Genomic DNA, 16,535 nt, shown 5'->3' with positions numbered 1-16,535 from the left:
GGGATTCTCCGCGGCGGGTCGGTGTCAGATCGTGGCTGCGATGGCCTGGCTGGGCCCGCCGGTGCCGAGCGCCTGCGACGTGCTCGAGACCGACTGCGACACGAACTGGGCCAGCTTGGCGAGCTTGCCCTTGGTGACGTCGCCGGCGTCAATGTACTGGGTGATGCCGGCCTCCTTCTGGAAGCGGTTCAGCGCCGTGGTGCAGGCGGCGGCATTGATCCCGATTAGGACGCTGACGTGGCTCTCGAGGAATTCTTCCTTCCTCGCCCGCTCGATCTCGGCCTTGATCATGGCCGGTGAAGCGGCTCCGCCGGTGTCCTCGCCGTCGGTGATGATGAAGCTGATGCCGTTCGCGTTGAACTCCTGGTCGAAGAGCATCTTGGCGTAGGCATTCGCGGCGCCGACACCGACATAACAGGCGTCAAACAGGGGCGTGCCGCCGCCGGCATGGAGCGCGTCATAGGCGGTCTGGTCGATGCTGGCCAACGGGATGAAGCCGTGCACCTCGTTGAGGCCGCCCCGGTAGGAACTGCTGAAGGCGGCGACGCGGATCAGCAGGTTCTCGGACCGCGGGGACTTCCGGCAGGCCTCGACCGATGCCTTGATCATGGCAATCAGTTCCGAGAGGAACGGCGAGACCGAACCGCTCATGTCGACTTCGATATCGACGAGGGTGTACTCGGTGGCGCCGAGGCCTTCGATGCGGGCGCCGGTGAACGAGAAGTTGCAGCCGAGGTTGTGGGTTTCAATGTCAGATCCGTCGAGACGGGGCATTGGGGCTCCTTTCGGGAATTCGGGTGATGGTGTCGGGGATCAGGCCAGGAAGGCGTCGGACGTCGTGAGGACGAGTCCGCGGGCTTCCATGTCCTTGAGGAACTGCTGCGCGATCGCCGGGAAGTCGGGGCCGCCGGGCGTCTGCGGGACCGGCGACATGCAGTCCGTCAGGATGTGGATCTTGCGTAGGTGGTCATCGCCGATGTTGTCGACGATCTGCCGGATGGTGGTCGCGACGCAATGCGAGGATGCTTCGCCGGCGATGGCGATGACGTCAGCCTCCTGCAGCACGCTGAGGAAGCCGCCGTTCAACTGCGTCGACGGGTCCGCGGGATCCGGCACCTCGGCCATCAGGGCTCCGTAGTGTTCCGTGAAGGTATTGGTGCCCTTGGTCACGAAATCGATCGTGGCGAAGTTGGCGCGCTCCCAAGCGGCGAGCTCTTCACGGAGCACGTCGACGACGTTGTGGCCCCAACTGCCAATGATGCAGTGCTCCGGCCAGACCATCAGAATAAACTTGCCGGCAGCCTCGAGCGCCGCGGTGTAGTCGAGCATCCGCTGGCGGTAGCTCTGATTGCGCGGCTCCCACATGCCCGACTTTATGTCGGCATTGGTGATCATGGTGAACGGGGCAGGGTGCTTGCCGTCAATGCCGCGCCAGAAACCGGGATGGGCGACGTCAATGACGCGATGCGAGTCCAGCGTGACATGGATGTCGTTCAGCCGGCGGCCGATCCGCCTGACCATGTCGGCGACGCGGGTCATGTCGGCAACCGCGCCGGTGACGGGAAGGGCGGCGCCCTTCTGGTCCATGAAGTCGTTCTGGGGGTCGATGACGACGAGATCAGCCTTGACGTTCTTTCTCAATGAAACCTCCTGTGTGTGTTCAACCGTAGAAAAACCTGACGCGCTTGCCGCAGTGGCATTGAGCGGCGCAGCCGCGGATCAGCGGCCCGAATGAGTCTTGTTCGACCATGTAAAAGCGGATGGCGGTGTAGCCGCGCTTCTCGAGCGCCGGCGTCAGAATCTTCCGCTCGCCGTCGTAGTAGTCATCGAAATCAAACTGTTCCGCGTCGGCGCCGAGAAAAGTGAGCAGGTCGCACGCTTCCTCATCTTCTTGTTTGCGCTCCGCAATGCGACGGGTCCTGGCCGCAAACCTCTCGGCTTCGCCATCTGGAACGGGAAGGACGGACTTTTCGAGCTCGATGCCCTCGTTGATGTCGAGGCCCTTCTTCTCGAACCAGTCGCTATCCGGCATGCCGCCATATGCTGGGTGGGTGTTTGCCGGATCGGCGCCGTCGTAGCGGGTGACCTCCTGGCCGCTCAGCCGGTCGGTCCAGATGACGTCGTAGATCGTCGTTCCCTCTGGCGCGTAAACCGAGCGGACATATCGCGGGATCATTGCGGGGGTTGCGAGCTCAGACATGAGCGCCCTCGCGCTTCAGTGCATCGGCGATCTCCGGCGTGACTTTCCCACCGGTCTTCGCGAGATAGGCCGCCATCAGCGCCGCGGTGAGGTTGTCGCCCTCGAACCGGCGTTCCTTCCAGTCGGTGAAGTCGCCGCAGACCTCGACCGCGCTGTCGGGCCCCATGTTGAAATCGGGGTTGTCGCAGAATAGTGTGACGCTGTGGGCCTCATCAGCGCGCAAGGCCTCGACCAGCAGCCATGCCGCAGGCAGCGCCGGCTTTCGGGCGGACCATGCTTCAATGGTGGCCTCGCAGTAGCATTCGGTGCACTGGACCTTTGGGGTCTCGATCATCTGACCGCGGGTGGCGGTCCAATGGCTGAAGAGGTTCAGCTTGATCGATTGGCAAAGGGGACACGGACCAAGTTCGGTGAGCTTACTCATGCTGCTTTGCTCGCGTTCTTGACCTGGGCGTAGTGCCAATCCCGGACGGTCCGATAGGTCAGCCCGGTCAGGAGCTCGGTCGCGCGTCGGCACTGCTCCAGCGAGAACATGCCGAAGTGGCAAGCATCGCGATCGATCCCGAGGTGGTGCGCCAGGTAGCGATAGAGGCGGGACCGAGCCGCCTTCAGGATCTTCGCCTTCGCTTTGTGGTCCTCGGGGGCGTATTGCCCGGTCGTCAGCGCACTCTTCCAGATCGGATCGAAGACGTTGTCGTGCAGGTTCGATCGCGCTGCGCGGGTGGCGGCATCCGCCGGCGTGCCGAGGCTCTTCGTGGTGCCGGGATGGCAGCCGCAATAGCTCTTGCAGCGGTCGCATTTGTAAAAGTGCTTCCAGTGCAGATCACGGCGGTTTGGATAGATCTCTTGGCCGGTCGTCAGGCGGGTGGCGGCGCCACAACAGATGGGTGCGGAATCGGTCATGCTGCGCGCGCCTCCGGCATATCGATGTTGGCTTTGATGACTTTGAAGGTGAGGGCGACGACCTCGGGGTTTGCGTCCCAAGAGCCCATGCCGTGCAGCGCTCGCCAAAGCGCCGAGAAGCAAGCGACCGCATCGGTGCCGCGGTTCAGCCCGGCCCAATAGTCGCGCTCGCCGCGGTGCTCGACGCCTTCGGCGAGGGCATCGGCCTCGCTGATCGCCGTCAGTCGCTCGATCTTCGTCGCGGTGACTATCAACGTGATCCGCGAGGCCCAGCGCGGCATATGGATCGAAGGGACGCCCGCACCGCGCTTGCCGCCGTAGTTGTAAAGATCGACGAAGTCGTCGGCCTCTTCCGCGTTCTGCGCGGTCGACATGATCCAGGCATTGTCGGCAGCGTAGCGGACGCCATCCCATCCCTCGGCGTTCGGTTCGCCCTTGACGGACTCGCGCACCCAGAGTCGGTCCCCGACCTCTACCTTCTGCCACTGGGTCGGCGGCCAGGCGATGCGCGACGAGGTGTCGTCGAGACCGCTGACCTTGCAGCCCTTCTTTCGTAGCTTTGCCGCCTGTACCCCATCTTCGTCGTCGTAGACGGTGAACGGCTCGCCCCACGCCAATCGCCGGGTCATGGTCTTGCCAGTCCCCGGGGCTTCGACTTCGCGAAGCAGGCCCTGCACCATCGGCGCGCTGAAGATGACCGGAACATCCTTCACCGTTGCCCTCAGAGCCGGCTGGAGATGTTGATGTTGCGGGCGGTAACCGCAGTAACGATGCGCGGTACGGCATAGGTCGCACTGGCAATCAGCGACAGCGTGATCGTCAGGACGGGGTGATCCGAAACCCAGTTGAGCAAGTCCATCAATGTTCTCCCTCTTCAAAAACCGCCTCGCAGATCGCGCGGCACTTCTCGATGTCGAACCGGTCATCGGTCCGAACTCCGCTTTCCATGTCGATCCAGTACCGACCAGGCATCTGCTCGAGCACCGACATGACGCCACTGATGTTGTCGGGGGAGATGCCGCCAGCGTAGCCGACCAGCCGATCGGCTCCGGGGTGCATCGGCCAGGCCGTCGGTGCGACGCCGGCGCCGCCGCTGCGGTCGAAGAGCCAGTCCACGGAGGTGTCGGTCGGGAACGTGTCGGCGCGGGTCTGCGCGATCGCGCGCATCGATCCCCAGCCGTTCCGGAATTCGATGATCTTGGCCGGATCTGGTTCAGCGTGATTCACCTGAATCCGCTCGAAGTACCCAAGATCGACCGGGATGGTGTCGACGATGGATTCGCCCGCCATGATGCGGCGGCTGTAGTCGCCGCAGAGGTGCGCGGACAGGCGCAGCCCGCTCCACATGAAGCGAGACAGCGCGTCCCCGTCGGGGTAGCGCGGATCGGTGCCCTGGCGCTTTGGGCTGAACAAGATGCCGAACTCGACCGGGTACTTGATCGATAGGACGTGGATGTCGTGGAGCTCGGTCCAGTTGTCGATCCCGGTGAACGTGATGAACTCAGGCTTCATGCTGCGGCTCCATGATGCTGCGGCACACGCAGCGGATTGTCGTAATCGGCCGGCAGGAAGGCCTGCAGGTCGCGTTTGACGTAATGGCGGGCGCCGAGCTCGCGACAGACCTGCGTGACGTCGCTGGTGTAGGCGGCCCAATCGATTGTCTTGGAGATCTTCGAGACGTAGTTGGCCTTGCCGATCTTGTAGAGGTCGACGAATTCGTGGGTGGCGCGGATGATCGAGATCGAGGCCGCGGCATCGAGCGTCGGCTCGAGCGATACCCAGGTGAAGATCCCGGCATCATGGAACGTCCGGAGGACGTCAATCCGTTCCCATGGCAGCGCGGCGTTGCGCTCCCATGTCAGTGAGAAGTCATCGTCGAGCGAGGTCAGCGTGCAGGCGTAGGCGTCGCGCTCGCGGCGGTATTCCGGCAGGAAGGGCAGGGCGCGGCGGCCGCCCTTCGACAGCGTGCAGAACGCCATGCCGGCCTCCTTGAGGGCGCGCATCGTCTGCCGAGTCAGGGAAAGATCGCCGCGATGGAATGGATCGCTGGAGAACGTGATGAAGATCTGATCAGCGGGGTGGCCGTCGGAGACGCCGGCCGCCTGATAGCGTCGGATATCGCGCTCGAGGCGCTGCATGAACCCGGGCCGCGGTACTGCGCCCTGGTCGAAAGTCGGCCGCGGGATATGCGTCGCAGGCGGGACATAGCAGTAGGCGCAACCGTGCCCACACCCGCGATATGGATTGGTGGCCAGCGGCGCGTATTCGCCGGCATTTCCCTTTGGGCGATAGATGACATCGGCGCCAGGTACGATCGGCTGATCCGTGAAGTGTCCGTCGGCGCCGATCATCGGGCACCGTCCTTTGGAGCGGCATCATCCCACTCCTTGTCGCGGCGCCGCTTTTCCAGCATGTTCGCGTAAGCCTCACGGAAAAGTTCAAAGTCCGAGAATTCCAGCGCAGGACCGCCGCCGTCGACTTTCAGCGTGTACACCGACCTGGCCTTGCCTTCGTTCTTGCCAGTGCCGACCCAGGACGAGACATAGCCGATGACATTCGTCTGCTCGTCGAGCAGCTCATCGCCGTATGTGGATCCGCCGCTCGCGCGCAGATGCATCACGCGCCGACGAAGGATGCGCGGAACCGCGGCGGTCAGAGTGGTATCTGGCGTTTCTGAGGTCGCGGTCATCGCTCACCCCCGATCGCGCAGGGCGTGCCGTCGCCCATCTCGGCCATGACATCGGCGACGACCGGCGAGAACTTCCGGTATGCATGAAGTGCGGTCGTGTGATCGCGGCCGCCGAAGCTACGGCCGATCCCGCTGTAGCTCGTGCTGGTCAGCAGCTTGGCGAGGCACATCGCGATTTGACGAATGCGGGTGACACCATGCCTGCGCGAATGGTGAGTGAATCCGTCTTGACTAACCTTGAAGGCGTGGCCGACTGACGCCTTGATCAAGCTGATCCGGCGCTGGTTCTCCGGCGCCTGACGAAGCAGGTTGCGATATCCTGCGATCGATCGGCGGATAGCCACTCGCTCGGCCTCGTCGCTGAGCCTCCGGATCTCCTCTGGGGGCCGCCGCGTCTGGGACGTGATGATGTCCTCGACGGTCGCGAAGGCGAACGGTGCTGGCAGGAGGAGGGCGCCTGGGCGCGGCAACGCCAGCACGTCGCGGCGCCACTGCGGCACCACGACCGGCAGCCGAGCACGGACCTCTCGATAGTGAGCCGACAACTCAGCCGACGACCGAAATTCAAGAGTTACTGACGTCGCCGGGTTCATCCAAACCTCCGGGTTTTGCGGTTCGGGAAGGTCGACCGCCCGCGGATCTTCCGCTTCGGTTTCGCCGGCGTCGGGTCGGTCATCCGCTTGATCTTCGCGCGACGATGGGAGTCGGAGCCGACAGTGGTTGCGCCGTTGCCATGGGTCCGGAACTTGTGGCCGGCGATGGTGCAGGCATCAATGAACGCCGGATCATTGGCGGGCGGGATCGTGTCATCGGTCGCGGTGTCGAACTTCCGCTCCCAAAGCGCGGGCCTGTGGTCGAACTGCGTGTTCTCTACGGACCCCAGCTTTTCCTTCGTCTGGGCGCAGCGACCGCCTTGTCGGATCAAGACCTCAAGCTTGACCCGGCACGGCATAGCCGGCCGCTTCCAATCCGCTGGCGGGCGATCGAGGACCGTCATCGTGTGATGATCCCCTCGACCTTCTTGTTGCAGGCCGCCAGGTCGACGGAGCCTGTCAGGCGTTCACCGTGCACGGCGTAGATCTCGCCGCGCTTCTTCTCGGCGTCGCCTTCGAACCGGCCATACTTGTTGAGCCACTGCTCGGACATCTTGCCGAGTTTCTGCGGGCCGCCGTTCTCGATGGTCAGCAGCGCGCGGTGGTACGAGGAAAGGTCAGGAGCGGACGCGCCGTTGCCACGAGATGCGTCCGCTCCGTTAGCGGTCGAGCCTTGGGGGGTGCTCGACTGCGGTTTGCCGTCCTGGGCGGAGGTTGGGCCGGACAGCAAATCAGGTTGGGACGAGCCACTGGCGGTGCGCTCCTGGCTCGTCCCTTCATCGGCGGGGGCTGGCTTCGCCGACGTCTGCGCCGAGGTGGCAGCGCTGTCCGATCCGGCCGCAGGTTGATGTCCTGCCGCATGGTCGGATGGATGCGCTGCCTCCGCCGCGGCGGAATCTGTGGCCGGCTTGTCACCGGCGGCTTGTTCTTGGTTCGCCGCACCGGTTACCGCGGTCTGCTGATCTCCACCTGAGACCGCATCCTTCTTCACCAGCGGGTTGTAGTCGGGGTCCGCCTGGGACGGCTTCTCCTTGGCGAACATCTCCTCGACCGTGGCTTCGCCATTCTTGATCGACATGAACATGCCGCGCAGCGTCGCGATGTGCTCGAGCCGGATGTCAGCCTCGCCGTTGACGTCGAGAGCCTCGAAGATCTGATCGGGCGTGACGCCATAGGTCGCGAATGCCTTGATGGCCTTGTCGCGATTCTGGGAAAGCGTCGCGGTGGTGCCGGCGACGACCTCGCGGGCCGCATGATATGCGGGCCGATAGACGCCGCGCGGAATGCCGGCGAGGATTGCGTTACGCTTCGCGATCGAGCAGGCGGCGTTGCCAGTAACCGTGATCATGTCTTCGGAGAAGAGGTTGCCGCTTGACGTCGAGATCCTGCGCCGCACCGTCGCGGTCGAGGCCATGTTGGTTTCAAGATCGTGGAATGTGCCGACGGCCTCGACGTACTTGTCCTTCTTGTTGACGGTCACGACGTGAGCTTCGATTCGACAGTTGCCCCAGCATTGGGCCGCGATCTCGGCCAGGCGAATGCTCGGTCCTTCAATCGCCGCGTTGGCGGTATCGGTCGAGTCACCACCGCCGCGGTTCTGCTGCTTCTTCTTGCGGACGAGCGCGTACAGCGACTCCGCGGCCGTCTCCTCGTCCAGCGTGGCCAGGCTCTTGATGTTGCCGATCGCGCGCGAGACGTTCCGCGGATACATTTTGGCGGTGGCGATCTGGCCGTCGATCTCGGCGCGCAGCATTGCCGGCATCGCACTTTCCACCACGACGGCTGGCAGCGTTTGACGTTCTTGGTCGCGATCATCGACAATCATATTCATCGTCAGTCCTCAGAGGTTTAGGTGAAAGCCCAAGACGGGAAGTCGGTGTCGCCCCAGACTTCAGCCGGGAGCTCCGGCACCCAGTCCTGGTCGAGGCCGAACTTCTCGACGTAGAGGCGGTAGTTCTTGATGGCGTCGTCGATATCGACGGCGGCCTGGCGGAAGATCATGCTGCCGAGATCGAACTCGGCGACGACCGGCTGCGGCGCGCCCGAGGCCTTGATCAGCACCCAGACCCACTTCAGCGCCTCGTCGGATCCGGGGTCGCGTTCCGCGACCGCCAGGGCAGCAAATACGGACTCGAGGAAGGCGGGCGAGTAGGGGCAGTCGAAGACCTTGCCGTCGGCGAATAGCTTCGCGGCCACCTTCAGCGCGCGGATGTACGCCGCGGCCTGCAGGTCGTACCGCATGCGCGAGATCGCCTTCTTCGCTCCCTCTCTCAGCCTCTCCTGCAGGAACGGCCGGAAGGATTTCAAGTCGACCACGGCATGTGACAGCAGGTGGTCGATGCGAGCTTTCAGTCGGACGCCGTTCTCGACATAGAAGATCGAGACCTCCGACGCGCCAGCGGTGAAAGTGCCGTCTTCCATGACGGGAGCTAGCTTCGGCTCTCGCTGCATCCATTCCACTGCGCGCTCGATATGCTCGATCGCTTCGCGCGGAATGATGGTCTTGCCGGCGTGCTCGGTCTCGAACCGAGCCATGATCTCGTCCCAGATCGGGGTGCTTTGGTCGAACTCGCGGATCGCGGTGGCCACCAAAGCCTTGGTGTTGCCGATCTTGGTCAGTCCTAGCTTCTTGGCGTGCTCGCGGAGGTGATCCATCGTCACGAGCGCCTTGGGATAGTCGGACAGTGACGGCGCGATCGGGAAGCGCTCGGCCAGGAACTGCTTTCCCTCGAGCGCGCGACAATGGATCGCGCGGCCCCACTTCAATTGGAACGTCTCTTTCTGCTCGGCGCCGTGCAGGCGGCCGTGTTGGTATTCGATCGGGTCGATCACCAGTTCCTTCAGCTTCGTGGATCCGAGCGAGGTGTCCTGGTGGTACTTGTCCTCGGGCACGCCGAAGTAGATGCCCGGCTCGAATTTCACGGGCTCGATAGCGTCGGCATCAGCGATAGGGACAACGGCGTTCATTGGTCAGTTTCCGGAGAAAAGGCCGCGCGGACCGAAACCCGTCGCGGCAAGTTGGGGAGGAGCTGTCACTCCGCGGCTTGCTGCTTGGCGCCGCGGACGTGGCCGTCTTCGATGACCACCGCGGTCGGCCGGTTGGAATTAACGGTCTCGGCGATGACGAGCAGATCCTGCTCGTCGGCGAGGCGGACGAGGGCAGCCCAGGACTCGTCGTCCAGAAGCGCGGCGTGCTTGGTCGTCAGGAAACGGAGACGCGGCTGCAGCTTCATCGCGATGGCGACTGCGAGGCCGAGCTTCTGCGCTTGGCTGGCCTGGGCTAGCGGGTGACCGTCGAGCAGTATGACGCCTTCCCCGAAGGACAAACCCGGTATCGGCATGTCGGCGCGGGCAATGGCTTCCTGCTTCTCGGTCTCGCGGGCGACGATTGCCTTGCTGAGGGCTTCGGACTTGGCCTCGAGCTCTGCCGCTTCGCTGGCGAGCCGCTCTTTCTCGACGCGGGCGCGGGCCGCGGCGGCTACTTTGGCATTCGTCTCGCGTGCCGCGGTGATCTTGGCTTGCAGTTCCTGCGTGTCGACAGATGGAGGCTCGTCGCCGGCCTCGCTGATCTCGAGCCGGATCTCGCCAGCAGCGTTCTCGGCGGCGTCAGCCTCGGCGGTCAGCTTCTCGATTTCGGCCTGCAGTTGGCCGATGCGCTGGCGCGCAAACTCGGCCGCATGGTCGCGCTCCTGCGCCTGCTGCCGGCGCGCCGCCTGGTCGGACCGGTAACGCTGCACGGCGCCGTTCTTGTCGGCAGCCTCAGCCAGTTCCTGCACGAGCGCGGCCTCGTCCACCGTTTCGGTCGGCGCGGTTTGGTCGATGACAATCGCGTCGGCTCGAGTCCGCAGCGCCTTGGCATCGCGGTTGACCACAGTCCGGGCGTCGAAGTCCGCGTCATTGGCCTTCGCTATGGCGTCGAAATCGACGCCGGAGACGAACGACTTGAGCAGGTCAAACTGCTCCTTTGGCTTCTTGCTGATGAAGTCGAGCGGATCGCAGCTGAGGGCGCCGATCAGGGTGTTCAGGATTTGCTGCGGCTTGTCGGACCGGAAGCCGTCCTCGTTCTCGATGGTGAGGCTGGTCGACCAGTCGCCGTCATCCTTCTTCTTGATCCGGCGAGTGACACGATACTTCAGCCCGGCAGCGTCGCCGATATCGACGACGATATTGCCCATCTTGGCACCGTCATGAACCGGATCGGCCGGGATCATCTTCTCGCCGCCGAGCGCGGCCCACAGCGCGTCAATCACGCTGCTCTTGCCCTGGCGGTTGCGTCCGGTGAGCTCGAGGACGTTGCCGTTGGGCTGGATCCGCACCGCGCGGACGCGCAACACGTTCTCGACGTCGAGGGAAAGGATCTTGAGCGGTGAGGGCTGTTCGGTCATGGGAGCCTATGGTGAGACGGTTGGAAGTGGGGTTCTGAGGAACTGCGGCCGACCCGGCGGCAGACCGGTGCCGTCGTCCTCGTCGTCGGCCGCGGCCAGCTGCTCCCTGCGGACATCGTCCAAGGTGCGCGGGCGCTGAACCGGTGCGGGTCCGGGCGGTGCCGCGATCACCGAGGGCCGCGGCGCCGTGGTGCCGTCGGCGCGCACCGGAGCGACGGTCGGCGCCACTGCCGGCGCTCGGCGCGCGACATCAACGGCAGACTCGGCGAGCGACTTCATGCTGTCGCCGACATCGTGAGCCGTATCGAAAAGGCGCTTGGTGTGCGCCTCGAGGAAGGCATTTCGCTCGAGCAGTTGCCGGACTTCTGCCCTCGTTGCCGTGAGCTCGGCCTGAAAGTTCGACGCGCGGTCATCCGCCTGGTCGAGCTCGCGCCTGAGCATCACGATCTGGTCGCGCGCGGTGTTCAATTCATCGATATCGGCCTGCCAAGCCTGACCGATGGTTTCCATGTTGGCGCCGAGCCGCAGAAGCACGGACGGCTCGAGCTCAATTCGCCGCTCAGCCATGGAAGACCCCCATGGCGGCCGACGCCTTGACGATGCACCCAAAGATCATCCCCGCGATCGCGAAGAACGCCGCAACTTCCCGCACGAATGTTCGAATAGCCGCCATCAGGAAGCCGACTCCTTCTGTTGCCGATCGGTGACGAAGGCGGCGCCCAACAGCGCGCCGAGAACGAGGCCGAGCAGCAGCGCGGCGCAGAGAAGCTCGACGGTCGCGCCCTCAATGACGAGGGCGGCGATGACGGCCAGCAGAACGAGAATGATGGCGCGTTCCATCTTCATGCTGCCACCGCGCTGAAATCGATCGGGCCATCACGGCGCGCCAGCGCGATCGCAGCGGCCAGGCGCGGCTTGACCTGGGAATACGGGCGCGCCTCAGCCGGTTTCCACAGGATCTGGAAGGCACGGGCTTCGATCTCGTCGACCGTGCCCTCGAAAGTCATGCCGCTCGACCGCAGGATCACGGCATAGGCGCCGGTGAGGTCGAGGTCGAAGGTGTCCGGGGTGCACCTGGTCATTCCTGGATGCGCCATTGGCTATCCCCAATCCCTGTTTTCTGAGGCGAGGGCGGTGTCGAAGCGGTCATCTGTCGCCACGTCCTCTGGCGTCTCGTGCCGAAAGCCGAAGTCTTCCGGCCGCGCCACCAGTCGCTTGACGAAGTTGGCGTAGGCCGCGCGCTCTTCCGGGGTTGCGGCGGCGTGCTCCCCCGCCGGCGCGAAGATGAGACGGGTCCAACTCGGCGGCAGGCATTCCGTGATCACGGGCGAGCCTCCTCGCCTGGAGTACCGGCGCGCGGAAACGGCAGGATCTTCGCGCACATCTCGGGCGTGGTGGCATCGTGACGAGCCGCCATCCGCGCGGCCGCGCCGACCTGGAGCGCGGCAAGTCCCTTGTGCGTGTCGATGGCGAGCCCGGCGATCGCCAGGCGCAATTCGTCCGCCGTCGCGCCGCCGCGCGCGGCAAGCGTCCTCAGCCGCTCGATGGCCTGAATCTGGGCGTGCTCCAGATATCCGGCCCGGAAGGCGAGGTCGTCGATGATGGCGGTCGGATCGAGGGAAAGGTCCGTCATGCCGAGACCTTTCCCGCGCGACGTTGAATTTCGAGATTGCGGATGGCGCGGCGATCGCGCTTGGTCTGCGCCGCTGCCTTGGCGTCGTCCGGGCTCCAGCGGCGCTGGCCGGCAAACACGACTTTCCCGTCAATCCGCTCGATGACGTAGCGATCGGTATCGACCACGAGCGCGCCTGCCTCGTCGCGGCGGTAGCGGATGATATAGCCGGCCTCGTCGTCGGCCTCGATCACGTCACGAACGGCTTGGCCGTCAACGGTGATCTCGGGGCACACGAAGAAGAACTTCCGCCAGTCGCTCTTGCCGGAGACGCGGATCAGCATGCGCAGTCCTCCTGCACGCGCTTCGCGACACCGAAAGCCATAGCGGCTTCCTCGGCGCGACCGGCCGCCTTCAGCGAAGACCCGGCATTGAAGAGGGCGAGCAGCAGGTCGCCGCGGTCGCGGACCGCGCGCCAGTAAGGCTTCACAAGGAAGAGCGCACAGAACGCGACGCCGGTCCCGAGTGAAACAACTGCTGTGCCGATGTAGCCGAGCACGGTCATGCGCCTTACCGATCCGTCGGGATGTGGAGGGCGGCGATCTTGTCGGCGTCGATTGAGCGGACCCAGATCTGATCGCGGGTGCGCCAGGCTTTGAAGCCGGCCGAGCGGATCGCGTTGATGATGCGGGCGGTCAGGTCGTCGGTCCGGCCGTCCACCCACAAGATCCGCGCACCGCCGTTGCGGTACTGGTCGGACGAGTCCTTCACTCCGAAGGCGTTCCGGCGGTCTGTGGTGACGTTGAGCATGAGGCGTGGTCTCCCGTGGCATCTGGAAGATAATTCCAGGCAAGGAGACCTGTCAATAAAAAACTGGAAATAAATTCCAGACAGGATTATGACGGCTGAGCCGAGGTCCGCGGCGAAGGACCCGCCGCCATCCAGTCGAAATGCCAGTTCGGAGATCTATGGGGTGAGTTCCCGAGGCTACATCAAGCTCTTTCGCTCGCTGTACGCGCACGAGTTTTTCAGGCCCTCCGCAATGTCGGAGCGCGAGGTATTTATCTGGATGATCAAGGAGGCGGCGTGGAAGCCGCGACAGCGCCGGTTCGGTCAGTTCTTCGTTGATCTCGATCGGGGCGAGCTCGCCGGCTCGCTGCGTTTTCTCGCGGAAAACTGGCTATGGAGCGTAGGAGCGGTGAGGGGCTATCTGGGTCGGCTCGAGAGGGAGGGCATGATTAACACACGGTCCGACAAGGGGGTCACGGTAATAACCGTTTGCAATTACGATCATTATCAAGGTGACGACCAAGTTGATGACACAGTGGACGACAACGTCTCAGCACAGCGTCAGCAAGGTCCCAGCACAGCGCCAGCACACGGCCAGCACAATACAGAAGAAATAAAACATTCAAGAAAGGAAGAAGGGGAAGAACATATTGCGCCCGTTGCCGGGCGCGAGATGGTCCCTGCACAAGGCCTTTTTGGCGATGATGGTCCGGCCGAGGAGCGGCAGCCGAAGCGCAGAGGTAGGCAGACGACGGGGCGGAGGACGAAGCTCCCCGCCGACTGGGAGCTTCCTGAATCGGGTTGGAAGTATGCTCGGGACCGCGGCTGGAACGATGATCACATCCGGTTCCAGGCGGAGAAGTTCAAGAACTTCCACGCCAGCAGGGGTAACCTGATGGCCGACTGGGATGCGGCATGGCGGACGTGGGTGGGGAACGACTATGACCGCCGGACGCCTCGAGGCGGCACACCGGCGGCGCCGAGCCGCGTCGACACCGCGATCGAGGGGATGATGGCGGGTCTCACTGAGGAGGATTTCCATGCGCGATCTCGTTGATCAGCCGCGGGGTAAGCCGCCGGCGCCGCCGTCATTTTCGGGGCTCGAGCCGGCGCTGCGCGAGCTCGCCGCCGCGCGCGAGGCGGCCGCTCTGTCGGACGAGCCGAGCGCTGAGTTGCTGCGCACTCTCAACCGGGCGATCGAGATCCATGGGCAGAACAAGGCGACCTTCGACCAAGCATTGGCGCCGATACCTAAAGCCGGCGCGGTCGCCTATCTTGGCCTGCTGCTGCAAGCGTTCCCGAACGGCGGCGTTCAGCAAGCCAGTGCGTTTGGCCAGTTCATGCGTGAAGACGTCATGTCACTGGATCCGTCATTCGGGGCGGTCGAGATGGCTTGCCGGCGCTGGCGACAAAAATCCAAGTTCCTGCCGGCGATCGCCGAGATGATGGTCGAGGTAAGGGCGGCCCGCGACGAGCTCGCCGGCATCGCCGAATTCGTCGAGCGGCTTCCGGCGATCCGGAACTCACTCGCCGCGAGGTTGTCGCGCTAGCGGCTGGAGTTCGCCTTCAGCGCGTCGCCGACCGCCTGGCGAAGTTGCCGATCGACGGTCTCGACATAGCTCGAGTCCGTTGACTGTCCGGTGGCGCGGAAGGTGCGTTGGATCTCGCCGAGCTCTTCCTGTTCCGCGATCAGCTTGTCGACCGTTCGCTTTCCGCCAAACTCGGTCTGGTATTTTACGAACGCCGATTTGCAAGCCTGCCTCACCGCTTGGTTCAGCGATGTGCGATCAGTGCATTCCGCGAAATAATTCAGCAGCGACCGCAGTTCTGGCTCGCCCATTCGAGCGATCTCGGTGCGAGCGGCGCGGATCGACTCCTCGGACGGCTGCGCCGCTTCAACCCGCGCGCCGGCGCCAAGACTGATCAGGATAAACGCGGCGAGGGTGGATCTCGACATTCCAGCCCCAGCCGCCCTGACCGCGGCATCGGGAGCAATGGATGTGCTTTCCAAGCTCATCGATCGTGGTCTCCGGTTTGATCCGAAAATTCTGGAGGTCTTCGCAGGTCCAGACAACAGAGTGACCGCAGTCTGAACATAGGATTTCAAGGAAAGGCTCGGAAATAACGGTTTTTGCAGTGTTTTGACGCCGCATCGCTCTTCGCTCATGACGATGTATGCCGGCATCATTGAATCTTTCCGAGCCAGAGTCGACGCCACCAGATGTGGTGGCTAAATGAACTCCACGCCTACAATCGTGTGGATGCTCTCAACCAGGTTCGCGTCGAACCGAAGTTGCTTCGGCGGATTGTACTGCTCGAGGACCAGTTCTTTCCGCGAGAACGAAACGAATTCCTTGGCGTAGCCGTCGAACTCGTTCTCAACGCCAGTCCGGATCTGCACAACGACGAGCGAGCCGCGCCGGTATGGAAGCTTAGGATTGACGTAGACCTTGTAGCCATCCTTGATGGCGGGAGACATCGAGTCCCCGGTTTGCTCCACGCTGTAGCCCTCGGCGACCGCCTCCAGGCTGGGTGGGCGCAAAATTTCGCCGACCTTTTCCCCGTTCAAGACGAACCTTCCATCACGACCACCCGCGGCCCTACCGTAGATTGGCACTTTGTCGCGCGAGTACTTTGTTTCTTTTTGTTCGCCCGTAAGGTTTGGGGTAACGTTAAGATCGTCAAGGCCAACATTTGGCTCAGCGGGATTATGGTTACCCGTAGTTGCGCTTCCGTCACGCAACCATTGGACGCTAACGCCCAACGCTTTCGCGAGTTGATCCATCGTTTTGCCGCGAGGCTGCTCGACGGGTTTCTGCTTCGCTGAGATTTTTTCGTAGCTGTAGATTTTCTGAACCATCGCGGAGATCGCGTCCGCGTCTTCGGTGCCGACGATCAGGCGTGCGAGATCTGGCACCGAGATACCCTTCGACCTGCGAGCAGAGCGCAGTCGGTGGTTCCATAATATTGGCGGCGTCTCCAAGTTAAGTCCTTTGCTTGGTTCCAGAATCTCCATGGGTCCAGTGTAGGAACTGGAATTATTTTCGGAATGGAATTCGGATGCCTTGTGTCCGGAATTAAATTCCAGTAAATTCCAGAGGCCATGACAGATGCCTCCGCAGACGCTCCGACCGCCGATCGTCCCAAGACGGTCCCCGAAATCATCAAGTTTGCCGGCGGCGCCGCGGAGATCGCGAAGGCCTCCGACGGGATCGTCACGATCGAGGCCGTCTACAAATGGCCGAAGATCGGCATTCCCGACCGGCATTGGGGCGTGATCCGCGGGCTGTGCGATGTCACAGCCGAGGAACTCTACGCCGCCAACGTCGCGGCGCGGACGCCCGCTGACGCTGCTGGTCGGTGA

28 protein-coding genes are annotated in these 16,535 nt (G+C 63.5%); 3 read left to right on the top strand and 25 right to left on the bottom strand.

Going from position 1 to position 16,535, the window contains the following annotated elements; all coding sequences use genetic code 11:
- Window positions 1-24: 24 nt before the first annotated feature.
- The 23 genes from J2R80_RS32930 to J2R80_RS32820 all read right to left on the bottom strand — a co-directional run bounded on the left by J2R80_RS32930 (window position 25) and on the right by J2R80_RS32820 (window position 13,192).
- Window positions 25-774: a hypothetical protein gene (locus tag J2R80_RS32930; RefSeq protein ID WP_253640079.1), complete on the bottom strand. Its 750-nt coding sequence runs from the start codon at window positions 772-774 to the stop codon at window positions 25-27.
- Between the two features lie 39 nt (window positions 775-813).
- Complete coding sequence (locus J2R80_RS32925) at window positions 814-1,641, bottom strand: hypothetical protein (protein WP_253640078.1); 828 nt, start codon at window positions 1,639-1,641, stop codon at window positions 814-816.
- Window positions 1,642-1,660: 19 nt separating this feature from the next.
- Window positions 1,661-2,200 (bottom strand): hypothetical protein, encoded by a 540-nt coding sequence (locus tag J2R80_RS32920; RefSeq protein ID WP_253640077.1) that lies wholly within the window; start codon window positions 2,198-2,200, stop codon window positions 1,661-1,663.
- On the bottom strand, window positions 2,193-2,624 hold the full coding sequence (locus tag J2R80_RS32915) for a hypothetical protein (RefSeq protein WP_253640076.1): 432 nt from the start codon (window positions 2,622-2,624) through the stop codon (window positions 2,193-2,195). The genes J2R80_RS32920 and J2R80_RS32915 overlap by 8 nt, the downstream gene beginning before the upstream one ends.
- Complete coding sequence (locus J2R80_RS32910) at window positions 2,621-3,103, bottom strand: zinc-finger-containing protein (RefSeq protein ID WP_253640075.1); 483 nt, start codon at window positions 3,101-3,103, stop codon at window positions 2,621-2,623. Before J2R80_RS32910 ends, J2R80_RS32915 begins: the two co-directional genes overlap by 4 nt.
- A complete protein-coding gene (locus J2R80_RS32905) occupies window positions 3,100-3,783 on the bottom strand; it encodes a hypothetical protein (RefSeq protein WP_253640074.1) in 684 nt (227 codons plus the stop codon). The genes J2R80_RS32910 and J2R80_RS32905 overlap by 4 nt, the downstream gene beginning before the upstream one ends.
- A gap of 41 nt (window positions 3,784-3,824) precedes the next feature.
- Window positions 3,825-3,962, bottom strand: a complete 138-nt coding sequence (locus tag J2R80_RS32900) for a hypothetical protein (RefSeq protein WP_253640073.1) — start codon at window positions 3,960-3,962, stop codon at window positions 3,825-3,827.
- On the bottom strand, window positions 3,962-4,615 hold the full coding sequence (locus tag J2R80_RS32895) for a hypothetical protein (RefSeq protein ID WP_253640072.1): 654 nt from the start codon (window positions 4,613-4,615) through the stop codon (window positions 3,962-3,964). The genes J2R80_RS32900 and J2R80_RS32895 overlap by 1 nt, the downstream gene beginning before the upstream one ends.
- On the bottom strand, window positions 4,612-5,454 hold the full coding sequence (locus J2R80_RS32890; protein ID WP_253640071.1) for a radical SAM protein: 843 nt from the start codon (window positions 5,452-5,454) through the stop codon (window positions 4,612-4,614). Before J2R80_RS32890 ends, J2R80_RS32895 begins: the two co-directional genes overlap by 4 nt.
- Complete coding sequence (locus J2R80_RS32885; protein ID WP_253640070.1) at window positions 5,451-5,792, bottom strand: hypothetical protein; 342 nt, start codon at window positions 5,790-5,792, stop codon at window positions 5,451-5,453. Before J2R80_RS32885 ends, J2R80_RS32890 begins: the two co-directional genes overlap by 4 nt.
- Window positions 5,789-6,385, bottom strand: coding sequence for a helix-turn-helix domain-containing protein (locus J2R80_RS32880; RefSeq protein ID WP_253640069.1), 597 nt, complete (start codon window positions 6,383-6,385; stop codon window positions 5,789-5,791). Before J2R80_RS32880 ends, J2R80_RS32885 begins: the two co-directional genes overlap by 4 nt.
- Window positions 6,382-6,789 (bottom strand): hypothetical protein, encoded by a 408-nt coding sequence (locus tag J2R80_RS32875; protein WP_253640068.1) that lies wholly within the window; start codon window positions 6,787-6,789, stop codon window positions 6,382-6,384. Before J2R80_RS32875 ends, J2R80_RS32880 begins: the two co-directional genes overlap by 4 nt.
- Window positions 6,786-8,138 (bottom strand): hypothetical protein, encoded by a 1,353-nt coding sequence (locus J2R80_RS32870; protein ID WP_253640067.1) that lies wholly within the window; start codon window positions 8,136-8,138, stop codon window positions 6,786-6,788. Before J2R80_RS32870 ends, J2R80_RS32875 begins: the two co-directional genes overlap by 4 nt.
- A 95-nt stretch (window positions 8,139-8,233) precedes the next feature.
- Window positions 8,234-9,352, bottom strand: coding sequence for a PD-(D/E)XK nuclease-like domain-containing protein (locus J2R80_RS32865; RefSeq protein ID WP_253640066.1), 1,119 nt, complete (start codon window positions 9,350-9,352; stop codon window positions 8,234-8,236).
- 65 nt (window positions 9,353-9,417) lie between these two features.
- Window positions 9,418-10,770: an AAA family ATPase gene (locus J2R80_RS32860; protein WP_253640065.1), complete on the bottom strand. Its 1,353-nt coding sequence runs from the start codon at window positions 10,768-10,770 to the stop codon at window positions 9,418-9,420.
- 6 nt (window positions 10,771-10,776) lie between these two features.
- A complete protein-coding gene (locus tag J2R80_RS32855; protein ID WP_253640064.1) occupies window positions 10,777-11,337 on the bottom strand; it encodes a hypothetical protein in 561 nt (186 codons plus the stop codon).
- Window positions 11,338-11,442: 105 nt separating this feature from the next.
- Window positions 11,443-11,616, bottom strand: coding sequence for a hypothetical protein (locus J2R80_RS32850; RefSeq protein ID WP_253640063.1), 174 nt, complete (start codon window positions 11,614-11,616; stop codon window positions 11,443-11,445).
- The gene (locus tag J2R80_RS32845) at window positions 11,613-11,852 is read right to left on the bottom strand and encodes a hypothetical protein (RefSeq protein ID WP_253640062.1); all 240 of its coding nucleotides are present in this window, start codon (window positions 11,850-11,852) and stop codon (window positions 11,613-11,615) included. The genes J2R80_RS32850 and J2R80_RS32845 overlap by 4 nt, the downstream gene beginning before the upstream one ends.
- An 18-nt stretch (window positions 11,853-11,870) precedes the next feature.
- A complete protein-coding gene (locus J2R80_RS32840) occupies window positions 11,871-12,095 on the bottom strand; it encodes a hypothetical protein (RefSeq protein WP_253640061.1) in 225 nt (74 codons plus the stop codon).
- A complete protein-coding gene (locus J2R80_RS32835; protein ID WP_253640060.1) occupies window positions 12,092-12,403 on the bottom strand; it encodes a hypothetical protein in 312 nt (103 codons plus the stop codon). Before J2R80_RS32835 ends, J2R80_RS32840 begins: the two co-directional genes overlap by 4 nt.
- Window positions 12,400-12,726: a hypothetical protein gene (locus J2R80_RS32830; RefSeq protein WP_253640059.1), complete on the bottom strand. Its 327-nt coding sequence runs from the start codon at window positions 12,724-12,726 to the stop codon at window positions 12,400-12,402. Before J2R80_RS32830 ends, J2R80_RS32835 begins: the two co-directional genes overlap by 4 nt.
- Window positions 12,720-12,947 (bottom strand): hypothetical protein, encoded by a 228-nt coding sequence (locus J2R80_RS32825; protein WP_253640058.1) that lies wholly within the window; start codon window positions 12,945-12,947, stop codon window positions 12,720-12,722. Before J2R80_RS32825 ends, J2R80_RS32830 begins: the two co-directional genes overlap by 7 nt.
- Before the next feature lie 5 nt (window positions 12,948-12,952).
- On the bottom strand, window positions 12,953-13,192 hold the full coding sequence (locus J2R80_RS32820; protein ID WP_253640057.1) for a hypothetical protein: 240 nt from the start codon (window positions 13,190-13,192) through the stop codon (window positions 12,953-12,955).
- 88 nt (window positions 13,193-13,280) lie between these two features.
- On the opposite strand from J2R80_RS32820, the gene J2R80_RS32815 reads away from it, so the two are divergent.
- On the top strand, window positions 13,281-14,228 hold the full coding sequence (locus J2R80_RS32815; protein ID WP_253640056.1) for a hypothetical protein: 948 nt from the start codon (window positions 13,281-13,283) through the stop codon (window positions 14,226-14,228).
- Complete coding sequence (locus J2R80_RS32810; RefSeq protein WP_253640055.1) at window positions 14,212-14,721, top strand: hypothetical protein; 510 nt, start codon at window positions 14,212-14,214, stop codon at window positions 14,719-14,721. The genes J2R80_RS32815 and J2R80_RS32810 overlap by 17 nt, the downstream gene beginning before the upstream one ends.
- Here the strand turns inward: J2R80_RS32810 and J2R80_RS32805 are convergent.
- Both J2R80_RS32805 and J2R80_RS32800 read right to left on the bottom strand, forming a co-directional pair.
- Window positions 14,718-15,359 (bottom strand): hypothetical protein, encoded by a 642-nt coding sequence (locus tag J2R80_RS32805; protein ID WP_253640054.1) that lies wholly within the window; start codon window positions 15,357-15,359, stop codon window positions 14,718-14,720. The genes J2R80_RS32810 and J2R80_RS32805 overlap by 4 nt on opposite strands.
- Window positions 15,360-15,401: 42 nt before the next feature.
- Window positions 15,402-16,088 (bottom strand): S24 family peptidase, encoded by a 687-nt coding sequence (locus J2R80_RS32800; protein ID WP_253640053.1) that lies wholly within the window; start codon window positions 16,086-16,088, stop codon window positions 15,402-15,404.
- Window positions 16,089-16,274: 186 nt separating this feature from the next.
- Between J2R80_RS32800 and J2R80_RS32795 the strand changes: the two genes are divergently transcribed.
- Entirely contained in the window at window positions 16,275-16,535 is a 261-nt protein-coding gene (locus J2R80_RS32795) for a hypothetical protein (protein ID WP_253640052.1), read from the top strand.

It is taken from the genome of Bradyrhizobium sp. USDA 4541, assembly GCF_024171085.1.
Classification (GTDB): domain Bacteria; phylum Pseudomonadota; class Alphaproteobacteria; order Rhizobiales; family Xanthobacteraceae; genus Bradyrhizobium; species Bradyrhizobium australafricanum.
Note: the sequence above shows the minus strand (reverse complement) of the source record. Positions and strands in the feature narration are given on the sequence as shown.